The organism is Mesorhizobium sp. WSM4898 (assembly GCF_029625845.1).
GTDB lineage: Bacteria > Pseudomonadota > Alphaproteobacteria > Rhizobiales > Rhizobiaceae > Mesorhizobium.
Window position 1 is genome coordinate 1404635 of the sequence record NZ_JARTVQ010000001.1, and the last position, 13463, is coordinate 1418097.

Annotated in this window: 10 protein-coding genes; 8 read left to right on the top strand and 2 right to left on the bottom strand. The window is 63.1% G+C overall.

Features of this window, described 5'->3' with window-relative positions; genetic code table 11:
• Positions 1-53: 53 nt before the first annotated feature.
• Both P9228_RS06980 and P9228_RS06985 read left to right on the top strand, forming a co-directional pair.
• On the top strand, positions 54-668 hold the full coding sequence (locus tag P9228_RS06980; RefSeq protein WP_278052818.1) for a poly-gamma-glutamate hydrolase family protein: 615 nt from the start codon (positions 54-56) through the stop codon (positions 666-668).
• A gap of 285 nt (positions 669-953) precedes the next feature.
• Positions 954-2057: a calcium:proton antiporter gene (locus tag P9228_RS06985; protein ID WP_278052819.1), complete on the top strand. Its 1104-nt coding sequence runs from the start codon at positions 954-956 to the stop codon at positions 2055-2057.
• A 154-nt stretch (positions 2058-2211) separates the two neighbouring features.
• Here P9228_RS06985 and P9228_RS06990 read toward each other — a convergent pair whose 3' ends face one another.
• Positions 2212-3120, bottom strand: a complete 909-nt coding sequence (locus tag P9228_RS06990; protein WP_095801069.1) for a hydrogen peroxide-inducible genes activator — start codon at positions 3118-3120, stop codon at positions 2212-2214.
• A 152-nt stretch (positions 3121-3272) separates the two neighbouring features.
• Between P9228_RS06990 and katG the strand changes: the two genes are divergently transcribed.
• Positions 3273-5486 carry a catalase/peroxidase HPI gene (gene katG, locus P9228_RS06995; RefSeq protein ID WP_095801068.1) on the top strand — a complete coding sequence of 738 codons (2214 nt, stop codon included), beginning with the start codon at positions 3273-3275 and terminating at the stop codon, positions 5484-5486.
• Positions 5487-5632: 146 nt separating this feature from the next.
• Here the strand turns inward: katG and P9228_RS07000 are convergent, their stop codons facing one another.
• Positions 5633-6310, bottom strand: a complete 678-nt coding sequence (locus P9228_RS07000; protein ID WP_278052820.1) for an MIP family channel protein — start codon at positions 6308-6310, stop codon at positions 5633-5635.
• A 329-nt stretch (positions 6311-6639) separates the two neighbouring features.
• Here P9228_RS07000 and P9228_RS07005 point away from each other — a divergent pair, with 329 nt between their 5' ends.
• The 5 genes from P9228_RS07005 to P9228_RS07025 all read left to right on the top strand — a co-directional run bounded on the left by P9228_RS07005 (position 6640) and on the right by P9228_RS07025 (position 12673).
• Positions 6640-7929 (top strand): RsmB/NOP family class I SAM-dependent RNA methyltransferase, encoded by a 1290-nt coding sequence (locus tag P9228_RS07005; RefSeq protein ID WP_127239663.1) that lies wholly within the window; start codon positions 6640-6642, stop codon positions 7927-7929.
• A gap of 92 nt (positions 7930-8021) precedes the next feature.
• A complete protein-coding gene (locus P9228_RS07010) occupies positions 8022-8480 on the top strand; it encodes a PaaI family thioesterase (RefSeq protein ID WP_066989431.1) in 459 nt (152 codons plus the stop codon).
• A 3-nt stretch (positions 8481-8483) separates the two neighbouring features.
• Positions 8484-9122: a 5'-methylthioadenosine/S-adenosylhomocysteine nucleosidase gene (locus P9228_RS07015; protein WP_095801066.1), complete on the top strand. Its 639-nt coding sequence runs from the start codon at positions 8484-8486 to the stop codon at positions 9120-9122.
• Between the two features lie 175 nt (positions 9123-9297).
• Positions 9298-10854 (top strand): glutamine-hydrolyzing GMP synthase, encoded by a 1557-nt coding sequence (gene guaA / locus P9228_RS07020; protein WP_067327399.1) that lies wholly within the window; start codon positions 9298-9300, stop codon positions 10852-10854.
• A 436-nt stretch (positions 10855-11290) separates the two neighbouring features.
• Positions 11291-12673, top strand: a complete 1383-nt coding sequence (locus P9228_RS07025; RefSeq protein ID WP_278052821.1) for a cell envelope integrity protein TolA — start codon at positions 11291-11293, stop codon at positions 12671-12673.
• The last annotated feature ends 790 nt before the right edge of the window (positions 12674-13463 follow it).

The following is a 13463-nucleotide window of genomic DNA, read 5'->3' on the forward strand; positions in this document are numbered from 1 at the left end:
CTTCGCAAAACGCGCTTGAAGCGCAACTGCCGACCACGCGTTTGGATGGGATTATGGACAACGAGTTCCCCAATTTTGCGGCGCTGAAGGCCGCCAAAATCGAAAACGTGGACTATCGCATCGTCGTGCGGCGTGGCGCTCGAACCGGCAATGCGATCGTCCTCGCGCCGCACGGTGGGAAGATCGAGCCCCGCACCTCCCTGATTGCCGAGACGGTGGCAGGGAGCGATCTGGATCTGTATTGCTTTGAAGGACTGATGCCGCAAAACAATCGCGAGTTGCACATAACATCAAATAACTTTGACGAGGAATCCGCGCTCGACTTGGTGCGGGCGAAGTCGATTGTCGTTGCTATCCATGGTCGCCAGGATCGGGACGATCCCTCGACAATCTATATGGGCGGCAAGGATGCCGCGCTGATTACAGAGATAGTTCGGCGCCTCCAGGAAGCCGGCTTCAACACCAAAAGGGACAACCATATTTTTCCAGGCATCGGCGATTTGAACATCGTCAATCGTGGATTGACCGGCAAAGGAGCGCAGCTGGAGATACCCTTCTCCCTGCGCCAGCGGCTGGGGAACGAGCCGGAACTTTTGGGAAAATTCTGCACGGCGGTTCGCAAGGCGATTGACACCGTCGATGCCAGAAGCTGTTCGATCGTGTCCTAAAGCCGCCTCACCCAGACCGGCAAGGGGAGTACGCCAAGTCCTAGCACGGGTGCTTTGTGGATGGTCGTTGTCGGGGAGGGAAACGGCGTAGACCACGGCATCTCGACGTTTCGGTGCGCTGGAACAGCCGGCGCCGCAACTCCTCGCGCATCCTCGGCAGCAGCGGGTCGGCTTTCTGCAAAGAAGTCGAACGCCGGGTGATCGGTCCGTCCGCTTCGCAATGATGTCGGCTGGGGTGTTTCCCACAGGCTTTTCCGCTAAATTCGCGGAAACGCAGGGGCTTCAATGACTGGTTTCGCGCGGTCGGTGACTTCCTACACGATGCCATTGGCCGCCCTGGTGATGGCTGTCGCGGTCAGAGCCAGCGGCCTTTCGGTGGACGAAGGTTCGCTGAACATCAGGATTGTCGTTGGAGCGCTTTCGAGTGCGATCATGTTCATCACCATTTTCGTGGTGCTCGACCACGCCGAGGCAGTGGCCCGGCGCGTGGGGGAGCCGTACGGGACGTTGGTGCTGACCTTTGCCGTGACGGCAATCGAAGTGTCGATCATCGTTTCCATGATGCTGCATGGAGAGAACAACCCGACATTGGCGCGCGAGTCCGTCTTCTCGACGGTGATGATTATCTCTACCGGCGTCGTCGGTACGTGTCTCACGCTTGGCGGCTGGCGTCATCGCAAGCAGGCAATCGTTCGGCAAGGGACCAGCGCGTATCTCGCGGTTCTGATCGCGCTGACTGTCGTGACGCTTGTCCTGCCGACCTACACCCAGACGACGGATCCAGGCACGTTTTCGGCGGGCCAGCTTGGTTTTGTGAGCGTCCTTTCAGTGCTGCTCTATGCAAGCTTCGTGTTCGCCCAGACCGTTCGGCACCGGGACGACTTCGTCCAGGAACAGGCGCACGACGTTTCGATGCGAACTGCCCTTCACGAAAGCCTTTCTGTCGGCGTTCTGCTGCTGGTGAGCGGGCTGATCGGCATCGTCATGCTGGCCGAGCAGGTCGCCGCCGGTGTCGAGGACACGCTCGTTGCCTACCAGGTGACCCAGGCCGACAGTATCGTGGGAGCGATGATCGCCGGGCTGGTTTTGATGCCGGAGGCCATTTCGGCGGTTCGCGCCTCGCTCAACAATGAGCTGCAGCGCGGCCTCAACGTTGCGATGGGTTCGGCCTGCGCCACCATCGGTCTGACGATACCGGCGGTCGCGGCCGCCAGCCTGCTGACAGGCCGAGGGTTGACCCTTGGGCTTCCGGCGGCTGATGCGGTACTTTTGGCCCTGGCGCTTTTCATTTGCAGCGTAAGCTTCAGCACCGAAAGAACGACATTCCTGACCGGAATGGTTCATATTGTGGTGTTCTTTACCTACGTATTTCTCATATTTGTGCCGTGAAGGCTTGCAATCGAACGAGGGATAGAGAACTCGAGGTTGGGACCCGCACTATCGGATTTTCGAAGCGGGCAGCGTTAGCTCCGGTAAGCAGCAGAAGCTTCCGATACGGGGCGTTGGCTGAGAATTGGGATTGGGCAAAGCTCAGAAACCAGGGTCAGCTCGCCAGCACCGCATGATCCAATCCCCGTATGATCTTTGCCAGTTCCACGCATTCGTCCTGGCGCACCTTGTTGCGCCGCCATGCGAGGCAGATCATGCGCTGCGGCATCGGCTCCTGGAACGGCACGATCTTGAGGTCCGGCATGACGCCGGCGGCGCTTGCCGCCATTTCCGGAACCAGCGTCACGCCCAGCCCATGCGCCACCATCTGCAAGAGCGTGGTGAGACTGGTGGCGCCATAGCTTGCCATCGCCACCGGCCGAACATTGCCGCAGACGGCCAGAGCCTGTTCGCGCAGGCAATGACCTTCCTCGAGCAGCATCAGCCGTTCCAGCGCCGGGCTTTCCGGCGGCACGGGCGGCGAGGCGAAAGCCGGATCGCCGGCGGGCACCGCAAGGAAGAAGCGGTCCGGGAAGAGCTCTTCCGTGACAAGCCCCGGATGGTCGAGCGGCAGCGCGGCGATGAAAGCGTCGAGCTTGCCCGAGACATTGTCCTCGACCAGCGATGCCGTCACCGCCTCGCGCAGTTCGAGCTGCAGGCCCGGGAAATGCTTCTTCAATTCCGGCAGGACCCACGGCAGGAGATAGGGCGCTACGGTCGGAATGATGCCCAGCCGGAAGCGGCCTTCCATCGCAGGGCGGCCGCGCCGGGCGGTTGTCTCGACGTCACGTATATCGGCAAGAATGCGCTCGATGCGCGGCTGCAGCACAAGTGCTTCGTCCGTCATCCGCACCGCCTTGCCGCCGCGCTCGAACAGAAGACAGTTCAGCCGCTCTTCCATTTCGGCGATCTGGGCGGAGAGCGCCGGCTGGCTGACGCCGGCAAGCTTCGCGGCGCGGCCGAAATGCAGCGTCTGCGCCAGCGCGTCGAAATAAAGCATCTGTCGCACGGTGAGGCCGATCATAAGGAAAGCTTATCAAAACGAACAGGAAAGGCAATTTGTCTTTATCGCCAAGCCGGCCTAGGCTGGAATCATTCCAGATTGGCGCGGCCGCTGGCCGGCCCCGAAATCTGCGCAGAATCAATCTCGGAAAAATCAAAACCCTGGAGAGTAAGATGGACGCGAAAACCGACGACAACAGCGCTGGCAAATGCCCCGTGGCGCATGGATCCGCCGGCAGGACCAATCGGGATTGGTGGCCGAATCTGCTCGACCTTGGCGTTCTTCATCAGCAGTCGAACCTCTCGGACCCGATGGGCGAGGATTTCAACTACGCCACCGAATTCCGGAGCCTCGATCTCGATGCCGTGATCAAGGACCTGCACCATGTGATGACCGACTCGCAGGACTGGTGGCCGGCCGATTTCGGCCATTACGGACCGCTCTTCATCCGCATGGCCTGGCACAGTGCCGGCACCTATCGCATCGGCGACGGGCGTGGCGGCGCCGGTGCCGGCCAGCAGCGGTTCGCGCCGCTGAACAGCTGGCCGGACAATGCCAATCTCGACAAGGCACGCCGGCTGCTGTGGCCGGTCAAACAGAAATACGGCCGCAAGATCTCCTGGGCCGACCTGATGATCCTTGCCGGCAACGTCGCGCTGGAATCGATGGGCTTCAAGACCTTCGGCTTCGCCGGCGGCCGCGCCGACGTGTGGGAGCCGGAGCAGGACGTGGATTGGGGCTCCGAAACGAAGTGGCTGGACGACCAGCGCTATTCCGGCGACCGTGAACTGCAGGGCCATCTCGGCGCCGTTCAGATGGGCCTGATCTACGTCAACCCGGAAGGCCCGAACGGCAAGCCGGATCCGGTCGCCGCGGCCCGCGACATCCGCGAGACCTTCCGCCGTATGGCCATGAACGACGAAGAGACCGTGGCGCTGATCGCCGGCGGCCACACCTTCGGCAAGACCCATGGCGCCGGCGATGCCTCGCTGGTGGGCGTGGAGCCGGAAGGTGCCGGCATCGAAGCGCAGGGCCTCGGCTGGTCGAGCAAACATGCCACCGGCATTGCCGGCGACGCCATCACCTCGGGCCTGGAGGTCACCTGGACCACGACGCCGACCAGATGGAGCAACAATTTCTTCGACAACCTGTTCAACTTCGAATGGGAGCTGACGAAGAGCCCGGCCGGTGCCAATCAGTGGACGCCGAAGGGCGGCGCCGGCGCCGGCACGGTTCCGGACGCGCACAATCCCTCCAGGCGTCATGCTCCGGCCATGCTCACCACCGATCTCGCGCTGCGCTTCGATCCGGCCTATGAGAAGATCTCGCGTCGCTTCCACCAGTACCCGGACCAGTTCGCCGACGCTTTCGCCCGCGCCTGGTTCAAGCTCACCCATCGCGACATGGGCCCGGTGGTTCGTTATCTCGGCCCGCTCGTGCCGAAGGAAGAGCTGATCTGGCAGGATCCGATTCCGGCGATCGACCACGAACTGGTCAGCGAAGAGGATATCGCCGCGCTGAAGGCGAAGATCCTGGCCTCCGGCCTCACGGTTCCTGAACTGGTCTCAACTGCCTGGGCCTCGGCCTCGACCTTCCGCGGCTCGGACAAGCGCGGCGGCGCCAATGGCGGCCGCATCCGTCTCAGCCCGCAGAAGGACTGGGAAGTCAACCAGCCGGCCCAGCTTTCGAAGGTGCTGGCGAAGCTCGAAGCCATCCAGCAGGAGTTCAACGCGGCGCAGGCTGGCGAGAAGAAGATCTCGCTCGCCGACCTGATCGTGCTCGGCGGCGCCGCCGCGATCGAGAAGGCCGCGAAGGACGGCGGCAATGAGGTGAACGTGCCCTTCACGCCAGGCCGCATGGACGCTTCGCAGGAGCAGACCGATGTCGAATCCTTCGCGGCACTCGAGCCGAGGGCCGACGGCTTCCGCAACTATGTCCGCGGCAGGCTGCCCATGTCCGTCGAAGCGATGCTGGTCGACCGTGCGCAGCTCCTCACGCTGACGGCGCCGGAAATGACGGTGCTGGTCGGCGGCCTGCGCGTGCTCGGCGCCAATCATGGCGGCTCAAAGCACGGCGTGTTCACCGACAGGCCGGGCACGCTGACCAACGACTTCTTCATCAACCTGCTCAGCATGGCGACCATCTGGGATCCGGCGGCCGGCTCCGAGCCAGACTCGGATGAGGTCTATGAGGCGCGCGACCGCAAGACCAAGCAAGTCAAGTGGACCGGCACCCGCGCCGACCTGATCTTCGGCTCGCACTCGCAATTGCGTGCGCTGGCCGAGGTTTACGGCTCGGCGGATGCCAAGCAGAAGTTCGTCAAGGACTTCGTGAAGGCGTGGACGAAGGTGATGAATCTCGACCGCTTCGAACTGGTCGCGAAGTAAAGCATGTCTCCCGAGAGTGGGAGCCGCTTTTGGGCACAAAGGCAACTAAAGCGCACGGAGCGAAACTGAAAGATCGCGATGCGCTTTAGGTCTCATCCTCCCAAAGAGAAGGCGCGGGTTCATGCCCGCGCCTTTTGCATTACGTATCAGTCTTTTTCGAAGATGCCAGTCTTGGCGACGATGCCGGCGATCGCCCCGCCGATCAGTGGCGCGACGATGAACAGCCAGAGCTGGCCGAGCGCCGCCCCGCCCGAAAACAGCGCCGGGCCGATCGAGCGCGCCGGATTGACCGAAGTGCCCGTCACCGGGATCATGGCAAAGTGGAGCCCTGCCAGCGTCAGGCCTATCACCAGGCCGGCAAAGGCCGTCATGTGCTTGGCGTTGGTGACGCCGAGAATGACGGTGACGAAGGTGAAGGTGCCGATCAGCTCCCACAGGAAGGCCGAGCTCATGCCCCATTTCGCCTCGTCCCAGCCATTGGCGCCGAAGCCCCCGGTGTGGCCGCCGGCCTGACCGGTGACGATGATCCACAGCGCCAGCGAAGCGATCATGGCGCCGATGATCTGCGCGATCCAGTAAGGCACGACTTCCCTCGCCGGCATCCGCCCCGCAAGGAACACGCCGAGCGTCACCGCCGGATTGAGATGCGCGCCCGAGATCGGGCCGATCGCATAGGCCGCGGCGATCAGGCCGATGCCGAACGCCAGGCCGATACCTTCCTGTCCGAGCGGCAGCGCGCCGCCGAAGCCGCCCGTGACCACGGAGGCCGTGCCGATGAACACCAACAGAAACGTGCCTAGAACTTCTGCTAGATAAGTCTTCATTGCCCTCTCCTCATAGGGATCCGCCAGACCGCGTTTTCCGCGTCGCGAATCACAGACGAAAGAGTATTCCTGCCGGCAAAACTTGGAAGGCTGAGTGTTAAGCCAGCGGTCTTGCTTTGCATCCGCCAGTCAAGACATTAGAGAAGTTTCATGTGCGATGCGTTTTTCTTGTTGTCCGCTGACCGCCGACTGCCGCGAAAGAACCTTCCGTCTGTTCATGGACGATGGCATGGGCAGGTCGTTTTGGCTTCACCGCAAGAGAATTGTTTCAATCGGAGCCGGAAAGGCTCTAAGAGCAGGGCGGAAAGCAACGATAGACGGAAGCAGGAATGAGACTGGGCGGAAGGCTGGCGGCAGCCATCGAAGTGCTTGAAGACATCGGCCGGCGGCATCGGCCGGTGGCCGACGCCTTGCGCGACTGGGGCTTGTCGCACCGCTTTGCCGGTGGCGGCGACCGCGCGGCGATCGGCAACATCGTCTACGACGCGCTGCGCCGCAAGCGCTCGGCCGGCTGGCTCTTCGGCGAGGAGACGCCGCGCGCCATCGGCTTCGGCGCGTTGCTGCTGGAATGGGGCCAGACGGCGCGGTCGCTGAATGACGCTCTCGACGGCGACAAATTCGCGCCGCCGCTGCTCAGCGCCGCCGAACTGAAAGCGGCAGCCTCCGGCAGGCTCGCCGATGCGCCAGATGCCGTGCGGGCCGATGTTCCGGACTGGTGCGAGCCGCTCCTCGAACACGCCTTTGGCGATGCCTGGGTCGAAGAGGGCGCGGCTCTCGCGATGCGCCCGCCGCTGGATCTCAGGGTCAATGCGCTGCAGGCAGACCGTGGTAAGGTGCTGACGGAACTCCAGGGCACCGGTGCAGCAGCTGCCGCAATCGCGCCGCACGGCATTCGCATCCCGCCGATCAATGGCGACGGCAGGCATCCGAACGTCCAGGCCGAGCCCGCCTTCCAGAAAGGCTGGTTCGAGGTGCAGGACGAGGGCTCGCAGCTTGCAGCAGCGCTCGCCGGCGCCGAGCCAGGCATGCAGGTGCTCGACTATTGCGCGGGCGCCGGGGGCAAGACCCTGGCGCTTTCGGCAGAGATGGACAATCGCGGCCAGGTCTTCGCCCATGATGCGGAAAAGGTGCGGCTGGCGCCGATCTTCGAGCGCATCCGCCGCGCGCACAGCCGCAACATCCAGGTCGTCAGCAAGCCCGCGGAACTCGCGCCGCTCACCGGCCACATGGACCTCGTGCTGATCGATGCGCCCTGCACCGGCAGCGGCACCTGGCGGCGGCGCCCGGACGCCAAGTGGCGGCTGACGGACAGACAGCTCGATGCCCGCAAAGGTGAGCAGCAGGCGATCCTCGACATGGCGCAGGCTTTCGTGAAGCCCGGCGGGCTGCTCGTCTACATCACTTGCTCGGTGTTCGATGCCGAAAACGGCGAGCAGGTCGCCGCCTTCCGCGAGCGCCACGGCGATTTTGCGCCGGTCGACCACCGCCAACTCTGGGACGGCCGTTTCCCCGGCCACGAGGGCGCTGCGCGTATTGGCGAAGCCGGTGGCATCTCGCTGTCGCCGGCGCTCAGTGGCACTGACGGGTTCTATTTCCACGCCCTGCGCAGGGCCGCATGAGGGCAGCCGGCATTTGCTGCGCTGCAACATAAGAGATTGCCTGTCCTGCCTGCCTCTGCAATAAGCTTCGCCAGCAAAAATGAGCGAAGGCCATGGCAGCCAAGATCGTACCCGCTCCCGACTATGAGGATCGCGTCAGGACTTCCTTTGCCCGCCAGAAGGCCATGGCCACCATCGGCGCTGAGCTGACGCTGGTCACGCCCGGCATCATCGAGATCGAGATGCCCTATGCCCCTTCGCTCACCCAGCAGCACGGCTTCCTGCATGCCGGCGTCATCTCGACCGCGCTGGACTCGGCCTGCGGCTATGCCGCCTTCTCGTTGATGCCGCAGAATTCCAGCGTGCTGACCATCGAATTCAAGGTCAACCTCTTGGCGCCAGGGAAGGGCGAGCGCTTCCTGTTCCGCGGCTCGGTGACCAAGCCAGGCCGCACCATCATTGTTGCCGATGGCCAGGCCTATGCTTTCGCCGCCGATGGCGAGGCCAAGCTGATCGCCACCATGACCGGCACAATGATGACGGTGGTTGGCCGCGACGGCATCGAGGGGTGATCCATGGCGAGCGTTGCGCGGTTAGGGGAAAAATCCGTCCTCTTCGTCATGGCGGCCGAGGCCGAATACGGTCCGCATCTCAAAAAGCTGTTCACGCCGCTGATGACCGGCGTCGGCCCGGTCGAGGCCGGCGTGCGCCTCGGCGCCGAGCTCGCCACGTTGAAGGCCGAGGATGCGCTGCCTGATCTCGTCGTATCGCTGGGCTCCGCGGGAAGCCGAACGCTCGAACAGACCGAAATCTACCAGGCCGTGTCGGTGAGCTACCGCGACATCGACGCTTCGCCGCTCGGCTTCGCGAAGGGCGCGACGCCGTTCCTCGACCTGCCCGTGACGGTGCCGCTGCCCTTCCTCATTCCCGGCATCAGGACCGCGACGCTGTCGACCGGAGGCGCCATCGTCACAGGCGCCGCCTATGACGCGATCGACGCCGACATGGTCGACATGGAGACCTTCGCCTGCCTGCGCGCCTGCCAGCTGTTCGGCGTGCCTCTGATCGGCCTGCGCGGTATTTCCGACGGCGCGGTCGATCTCAGGCATGTCGGCGACTGGACCGAGTATCTGCACGTCATCGACGAGAAGCTGGCGGCGGCGATAGGTCTGCTAGAGCAGGCGATTGCGTCCGGCGCGATCGGCCTTACTTAATGCATGTCGCCCAAAAGTGCGCAGTGCTTTTGGGAGAACGACATGTATCAAGATGAAACTTGAAGCTCGTCGCCTGGGCCCGTTCGACGCGACGCGCTTTAGGCGTTTTGGCAAGGACCGAACGCCGCAACGCGCCACCATTGCGTCGAATCGGTTCTTTCTTTAAAGGCTCGCCATGACGACACATCCCGACACCGTTCTCATCATCGACTTCGGCAGCCAGGTCACGCAGCTGATCGCGCGGCGCGTGCGCGAGGCCGGGGTCTACTGCGAGATCGTTCCGTTCCAGTCAGCCGCAGAGGGCTTCCGCCGCATCCGGCCGAAGGCCGTCATCCTATCGGGCAGCCCGCACTCGACCGTCGACATCGGCTCGCCCCGCGCGCCCGACGAGGTCTTTTCGTCCGGCATTCCGGTGCTCGGCATCTGCTATGGCGAACAGACGATGTGCGCTCAGCTCGGCGGCAAGGTCGAGGCCGGCCATCACCGCGAGTTCGGCCGGGCCTTCCTGGAGATCGAGGACGACTGCGCGCTGTTCGAGGGTGTCTGGGCCAGGGGCACGCGTCATCAGGTCTGGATGAGCCACGGCGACCGCGTCACCGCCATTCCGGAAGGATTCAAGATCGTCGGCACCTCCACCGGCGCGCCCTTCGCAGCGATTGCCGACGAGGCACGGAAGTTTTACGCGGTGCAGTTCCATCCCGAGGTCGTCCATACCCCGGACGGCGCGAAGCTGCTGAGCAACTTTGTCCACCATATCGCCGGCCTCAGCACGGGCTGGACCATGGCTGCCTATCGCGAGCAGGCGGTCGAGGCGATCCGCAAGCAGGTCGGCAAGGGCAAGGTGATCTGCGCGCTATCAGGCGGCGTCGATTCCTCGGTCGCTGCGCTCCTGATCCACGAGGCGGTCGGCGATCAGTTGACCTGCATCCTCGTCGACCACGGCCTGATGCGGAAGGACGAGGCGAAAAGCGTGGTGGAGATGTTCCGCCAGCATTACAACCTGCCGCTGATCCTGGTCGACGCTTCCGACCGCTTCATTTCGGCGCTGGAAGGCGAGAGCGATCCGGAAAAGAAGCGCAAGACCATCGGCCGCCTGTTCATCGAGGTGTTCGAGGAAGAGGCCAAGAAACTTGGCGGCGCCGACTTCCTGGCGCAGGGCACGCTCTATCCCGACGTCATCGAAAGCGTCTCCTTCTCCGGCGGCCCGTCGGTGACGATCAAGTCGCATCACAATGTCGGCGGCCTGCCCGAACGCATGAACATGAAGCTGGTCGAGCCGCTGCGCGAGTTGTTCAAGGACGAGGTGAGGGCGCTGGGCCGAGAGCTCGGCCTGCCCGAAAGCTTCATCGGCCGCCATCCGTTCCCGGGTCCTGGCCTCGCCATACGCTGCCCGGGCGGCATCACCCGCGAGAAGCTCGAGATCCTGCGCGAGGCCGACGCCATCTACCTCGACGAGATCCGCAAGGCCGGCCTCTACGATGCCATCTGGCAGGCCTTCGCCGTGCTCTTGCCGGTGCAGACCGTCGGCGTGATGGGCGACGGCCGCACCTACGAATTCGTCTGCGCGCTGCGCGCTGTGACCTCGGTCGACGGCATGACGGCCGATTTCTACCACTACGACATGAACTTCCTGGGCGCCGCCGCCACCCGCATCATCAACGAGGTGAAAGGCATCAATCGCGTCGTTTACGACGTTACGTCGAAGCCCCCGGGCACCATCGAGTGGGAATGATTCAGGCCCATCCGAACACCGCTGAAATTGCGCTAGAGTTCGATCTAAGTCACTGATATAAAAAGTAGTTTTGGCCGGCAATTTTCGCCGGTTATCGGTGTGCGTCGTTTGGAGGTGCCGTACCGGTTGCCGGACCTCACCCACATTGCCACGATGATTTTTGACAGTACCGTCACGTCATAGAGGGCTTCTGACGGTCACCTTTTTCCACGCCAAGCAGCTGAAAACTAAAGGTAAATTCTGCAAATCAGCCCTCAAAACCTGATGACGGTACTTTAAGCTTCCGCGAAGTTCGGCCATCGGGCGATTACGTTCAATGGCTCGCCATAGCTACCATTTGCAAGGTCCACGAGCCCTGGCGGGAGCAAGGCGGAACAATCCGATTGCCGGCGAGTTTTCAAGATGAAGGGCGCATCTGTTTCGGAGGAAGACTGGGATGAAACGCGTCCTTGCCCAAAATGCGGTACGGCTGATGCTGGGCGGCGTAACCGCCTGTCTGCTTACGGTCGTTGATATCCCCAACCCGATTGCACCATTCTCGCTAGTGTCGCAGGCAAGGGCCGCCACCGAGGTTTCGATCAGCACATTCTACGAAGACCTGTCGTCCCATGGCGATTGGGTCTCGTATCATGGAGCGACCGTTTTCGTGCCAGTTGATGTACCTGACGATTGGCGCCCGTATACCCTGGGCCATTGGGTCTATACAGAGGAGTATGGCTGGCTCTGGGTATCCGACGAGCCATTCGGCTGGGCGACGTACCATTACGGCCGGTGGGGCTATGCCGACGATATCGGCTGGTACTGGGTTCCGGGCACTCGCTGGGCGCCAGCATGGGTAACTTGGCGTCGTGACAGGGAGCACATCATTTGGGCTCCGCTGCCGCCGCGCCGTGATCCGGACTTGATTTCAATCGAGGTGACCTTCGACACGACGCCGGATTATTACTGGGTGGTAGTCCCTAGCCGCGAATTCCTTGCTGCCGACGTTTCTGTCGCCGTTATCCGTGATAGGTCCGAGTTTGTGCGGATTGTCGAGGCGGCCCAGCCGGCCGGCGACGTGACCATCCAGAACAACGTGGTGGTCAACAAAGTCATTGATGTTGATGTGATCGAAAAGGAGACGGACCAGAATGTGACTGCCGTCAAGGTCAGCAAGACCGACGCGCCCGAGCAGTCCGGCAAATTGGAAAATGACACGGTCGCGGTCTTCGAAGGTGAGGTGAAAGCCGACCCCAAGGCAAAACCAGCTAAGCTAAAGGACATCGAGCAGGTGAAGCAGGTTCAGGCTGGCCGTAAATCGAAGCCGACCGAAGGCGCAAGGGCCGATGGGGCGGAGCCGGAAGAGACCGCCAAGCCTGAGCAGCCCGCCGCCGAGCAGCAGCAGGCCGAGCCGGAACAGGCCGCCAAGCCTGAGAAGCCGAAGGGCAAGAAGCAGCCCGCCGCCGAACAGGAGGCCGAGCCGGAACAGGCGGCCAAGCCCGAGAAGCCGAAGGCCAAGACGCAGCCCGCCGCCGAGCAGCAGCAGACCGAGCCGGAACAGGCTACCAAGCCTGAGAAACCGAAGGCCAAGAAGCAGCCAGCCGCCGAGCAGCAGGCCGAGCCGGAACAGGCTGCCAAGCCTGAGAAACCGAAGGCCAAGAAGCAGCCCGCCGCCGAGCAGCAGGCCGAGCCGGAACAGGCGGCCAAGCCTGAGAAACGGAAGGCGAAGGAGCAGGCCGCCGCCGAGCAGCAGCAGGCCGAGCCCGAGCAGGCGGCCAAGCCCAAGCCACGGGGCCAGAAAAACAAGGCGTGCGATCCGCAGACTGACGCGAACTGCTAGGCGGCCGCGAAGGAAAGTCGATTGCACAGCCGCCGGAGTTACCCGGGGCGAGTCAGCGACACTCGTCTTTGCAGTCCGAGTCCCTGCGATTCTCCCCGACGTTCCTCGGCTCCGATAGCGTCGGATCCTTGGCGGCGGATGGGCCCAGTGCCGGGACGTTGTTCTGGACCGTCATGACCAATGTTCGGCGGCCGGCGCGCGCATGTCGGTGGGCGGGCCACTGAACGCAGCAAGGGCGAAGCAGTCGTGGCGCTCGAGGAGAAATTCACGCGCTATCGCCAACCCGCTGACGGCTGGTCTGCGCTGCCGAAGCGAAGGGCATGTGAAATCGGGCGGGGCGATGTTGGAACCATTGCCATTTGCCACAGAAGCCGGGCTAGGCCGCGCGTGAGCCTTCGGAGGTAGTGGGGTGCAGAAAACGCGTCAGGGGGGCCTATTTCGTTCACCTGTCGCGCGCCTGTCGAGCGGCGGCACTAGACAAAAGCCGCCGGTGAACAACTCCTGGGACCTTCGCCCCTTGTCGAAGTTCGGTAGCTGGGCGGCGCTGTTGCGTCGGGATGGCATATCGGGCCCGATTGGAACGGGCTGATCAGAGGAGACCCGACAAAAGAGCCGTCCCTCACACCGTCGGGCTCTTTCAATGCATTGGCGGCGCTTTATTGAAGAGCTTTCCGGTGACCAGCTACACCGTTGAAACGATGTCGGGGACGGATGCAGTATTGCCTACGCGAGGACCACCTCACCTAAAGAAGCCGCTGAATGGGTGACCGGCCGCCACGTACAGGACCGG

What these genes read in the sequence shown, in the direction of transcription:
- P9228_RS06985 (WP_278052819.1), top strand. Translation starts at nt 954, where the DNA reads ATGACTGGTTTCGCGCGGTCGGTGACTTCCTACACGATGCCATTGGCC.
- P9228_RS07025 (WP_278052821.1), top strand. Translation starts at nt 11,291, where the DNA reads ATGAAACGCGTCCTTGCCCAAAATGCGGTACGGCTGATGCTGGGCGGC.
- P9228_RS07005 (WP_127239663.1), top strand. Translation starts at nt 6,640, where the DNA reads ATGAGACTGGGCGGAAGGCTGGCGGCAGCCATCGAAGTGCTTGAAGAC.
- guaA (WP_067327399.1), top strand. Translation starts at nt 9,298, where the DNA reads ATGACGACACATCCCGACACCGTTCTCATCATCGACTTCGGCAGCCAG.
- P9228_RS07015 (WP_095801066.1), top strand. Translation starts at nt 8,484, where the DNA reads ATGGCGAGCGTTGCGCGGTTAGGGGAAAAATCCGTCCTCTTCGTCATG.
- P9228_RS06990 (WP_095801069.1), bottom strand. Translation starts at nt 3,120, where the DNA reads ATGATCGGCCTCACCGTGCGACAGATGCTTTATTTCGACGCGCTGGCG.
- katG (WP_095801068.1), top strand. Translation starts at nt 3,273, where the DNA reads ATGGACGCGAAAACCGACGACAACAGCGCTGGCAAATGCCCCGTGGCG.
- P9228_RS06980 (WP_278052818.1), top strand. Translation starts at nt 54, where the DNA reads ATGGACAACGAGTTCCCCAATTTTGCGGCGCTGAAGGCCGCCAAAATC.
- P9228_RS07010 (WP_066989431.1), top strand. Translation starts at nt 8,022, where the DNA reads ATGGCAGCCAAGATCGTACCCGCTCCCGACTATGAGGATCGCGTCAGG.
- P9228_RS07000 (WP_278052820.1), bottom strand. Translation starts at nt 6,310, where the DNA reads ATGAAGACTTATCTAGCAGAAGTTCTAGGCACGTTTCTGTTGGTGTTC.